This is a genomic window from Salinisphaera sp. (assembly GCF_035690525.1).
GTDB lineage: Bacteria > Pseudomonadota > Gammaproteobacteria > Nevskiales > Salinisphaeraceae > Salinisphaera.
On sequence record NZ_DASSKM010000101.1, the window covers coordinates 1 to 2,956 of the forward strand.

A 2,956-nucleotide genomic window follows, 5' to 3' on the forward strand; every position below is an offset into this window, starting at 1 on the left:
CCCACTGCGCGATTTGGTCCGGATGCTGGTCGATGAAGTGCCGGATCGCGGCCGGATAACCGTTGTTCCGGGCATCGAACAAGGCGCTCTGCAGTTCGGCCAATGACAGGTGCATCGCCGAAAGCATGGCGGCCACGCGCGGATAGTCGTCACGAAAGCCTTCGCGCACCAGCGCATCGATGTGCTGGGGCGTAACCAGCGCATTTTTCGGGTCCTTGAGAAAACGCAGCCGCCACTGGTCGAAGATCCAGTGCGGCGTCCAACCGGTGACCACGATCCAGTCGTGATCGGCTTCGGCGGCCGCCAGCGCCTGCGCCATCGCATGCGCATCGGCGGCCTCGAGCCGATATTGATCGGCCAGGCCGTACGCCGACAGCGCCTCGTGGGACAGTTGCATCAACCCCGCGCCGGGGTCGATGCCCTGAATCCGGTGCCCCAGCCGATCGGCCACGTCCGGGTCGGCCAGGTCGGCGATACTGTTCAGCCGGTCGCGCGGCACATAGTCCGGCACCACCCAGCCGAGCCGCCCCCCGCGATACAGCGGCCCCAGGTCGACCAGATCATCGTGGTAGCGTTTCCAGTAGCGTGCGTGCGTGTCCGGCAGCCAGGCCATCAGCATGGCGTCCAGCCGGCCGCGCGCCACGCCCCGGTACTGGTTTTTGATCCCGGCGAGCTCGAGCCGGACCGGGTGATCGGTGTTGTCCTCGATGACCCGCTTGGCCAGGCGGGTGACGAACTCGGCGTCGTCCCAGGCGGTCCAGCCGATCACGATCGGGGCGTCGGCCGCGGCGGTACGCGACTCGTCATAGCATCCGGACAGCCCCACGACAAGCGCCAGCACGCCGACGAAACACCACTTGTGAGGCAACCGGATCATCATCGTCATGCAGTCATCAAGTGTCCAAAATAGAAAAGCCCGGCCTTGCGGCCGGGCTTCCAGTACTAAACTGGCCGGCTGAAATGGATCAGCCGCTGTTCTTGAACCAGCTGTTGACCTCGTCCGGATGCTGCTCGATGAACTTGCTGATCGCCTTCTCATAGCTGGTTTGGCGCGCATTGTACATCGCGGCCTGCAACTGCTTGAGCGGGATATGCATGTTGTGGAGCAGGCTCGCCACTTGCGGGTAGTCGTCAACGAAGCCCTGGCGAACGACCGCATCGATATGCTGCCCGGCGCCCAGCGTGCCCTTCGGGTCCTTCAGGAAACGCAGATCCCACTTGCCGAACATCCAGTGCGGTGTCCAGCCGGTGACCACGATCCATTCCTTGCGATCCTCGGCGCGAGCCAACGCGGCGGTCATGGCCGCGCCACTGGCCGAAACCAGACGGTAATCGTCGTTCAGACCGTAGGCCTTCATGGCCTTTTTGGACAACTGCATCAGGCCGGCGCCCGGGTCGATGCCCTGGATCTTACCGTCCAGCTTCGCCTTGACCGAATCCTTTTTCAGATCGGCGATCGAATTGAGCTTGTCCTTCGGCACGTAATCCGGCACGACCCAGCCAAGCTGGGCCCCTTCATACAGTGGCCCCAAATCTTTGACTTGGTCCTTGACCTTCTTCCAATAGGCAGCGTGCGTGTCCGGCAGCCACGCCATCAGCATGGCGTCCAGATCGCCCTTGGCAACGCCCTGGTACTGCACGCCGATCGACGCCATCGTGAGTTCGACGTTGTAGTCGGTGCGTTTCTCGATCAGCGTCTTGGCCAGCTTGGTCACGAACTCGGCATCCGCCCACGCGGTCCAGCCGATGGTGATGGTCTTGTCGCCGCTGGCGGCCTGGGCGCTACCGAAGCCGCCGACGGCGATGGTCGCGCCGGTCATGGCCGCCACGACGAAGCTTTTCATTCGAAATTTCATAAAAGTTTCTCCCTAGTCAAACCCTCTTGCCAGATACTCTCAAAGCTCGGCGGTCTTGATCAAGTCGGGCCGGGCCGCGTGCCCGTGCCCGAAAACATTTTTTTCAGCCGCGCGAAGAGGTGCTCACCCCGCTGTCGCGTACCAAAACTTTGGGTCAGACGATCGAGAATGATCGCGAGAATCACCACTCCGAGCCCGCCCTGGAAACCGGTGCCCAGCCGCAGCTGCTGAATGCCGGCCAGGACCGGATCGCCCAGGCCGCCCGCGCCGATCATCGAGGCGATAACCACCATCGACAGCGCCAGCATGATGGTCTGGTTGATACCGGCCATGATCGACGGCAGCGCCAACGGCAGTTCTACACGCCACAGCAGTTGCAGACCGTTGCAGCCGAACGCGCGTCCCGCTTCGACGTTCTCGGTCGGCACGTAACGGATGCCGATGTTCATCAGGCGCACGGCCGGCGGCATAGAAAAGATGACGGTGGCGATCACGCCCGGCACGCGCCCGGTGCCGAAAAAGATCACCGCCGGGATCAGATACACGAACGCCGGCAGCGTCTGCATGAAATCCAGCACCGGGCGGATGATCGCCTGCACGATATCGCTCTTGGCCATCAGTACGCCCAGTGGCAGACCGATGCCGAGCGCGGCCAGCGTGGCCGCCAGCACCAGGCCGAGCGTATCCATGGTTTCGGGCCATAGGTCCATGCCCAGCACCACGTACAGCGCGATCAGCACGAACAGCGTGAAGCGCCAACCGACCCGCCACAGAGCCAGAGCGGCCAGCACCAGGAAGATCAGCGGCGCGGGCAGATAGTTGAAGAACGCGGTCAGATTGCCCGCGACGAAACTGATCACCGTGGATACGATGGAGAAGAACAGCTCGAAGTGGGCCTGCATGAACTTGACGATGGCGGTGAACCAGTCGCCGATCGGCAGATTGATGACGAGATTATCCATCAGGCAGCGTCCTGTTCCGTCCGATTGAGCGTATGCAACAACGTGGCGCGGGAAATCGTGCCGAGATAACGGCCGTTTTCATCCACCACCGGCACCGGATGCGGGCTCTCGGCGACCGGCTCGAGCAGCTCGGTCAAC

At 62.8% G+C, this 2,956-nt stretch carries 3 protein-coding genes; all 3 read right to left on the reverse strand.

Annotated features, from left to right (window positions below):
* A partial coding sequence (locus VFJ08_RS07365; RefSeq protein ID WP_324996550.1) for a glycine betaine ABC transporter substrate-binding protein occupies window positions 1–886 on the reverse strand: 886 nt, incomplete at its 3' end.
* A gap of 79 nt (window positions 887–965) precedes the next feature.
* Window positions 966–1,856, reverse strand: a complete 891-nt coding sequence (locus VFJ08_RS07370; protein WP_324996551.1) for a glycine betaine ABC transporter substrate-binding protein — start codon at window positions 1,854–1,856, stop codon at window positions 966–968.
* 59 nt (window positions 1,857–1,915) lie between these two features.
* Window positions 1,916–2,818, reverse strand: coding sequence for a proline/glycine betaine ABC transporter permease (locus VFJ08_RS07375; RefSeq protein WP_324996552.1), 903 nt, complete (start codon window positions 2,816–2,818; stop codon window positions 1,916–1,918).
* Window positions 2,819–2,956 lie beyond the last annotated feature (138 nt).

Excerpts from the sequence above, each read along its gene's own strand:
- VFJ08_RS07375 (WP_324996552.1), bottom strand. The coding sequence starts at position 2,818 with ATGGATAATCTCGTCATCAATCTGCCGATCGGCGACTGGTTCACCGCC.
- VFJ08_RS07370 (WP_324996551.1), bottom strand. The coding sequence starts at position 1,856 with ATGAAATTTCGAATGAAAAGCTTCGTCGTGGCGGCCATGACCGGCGCG.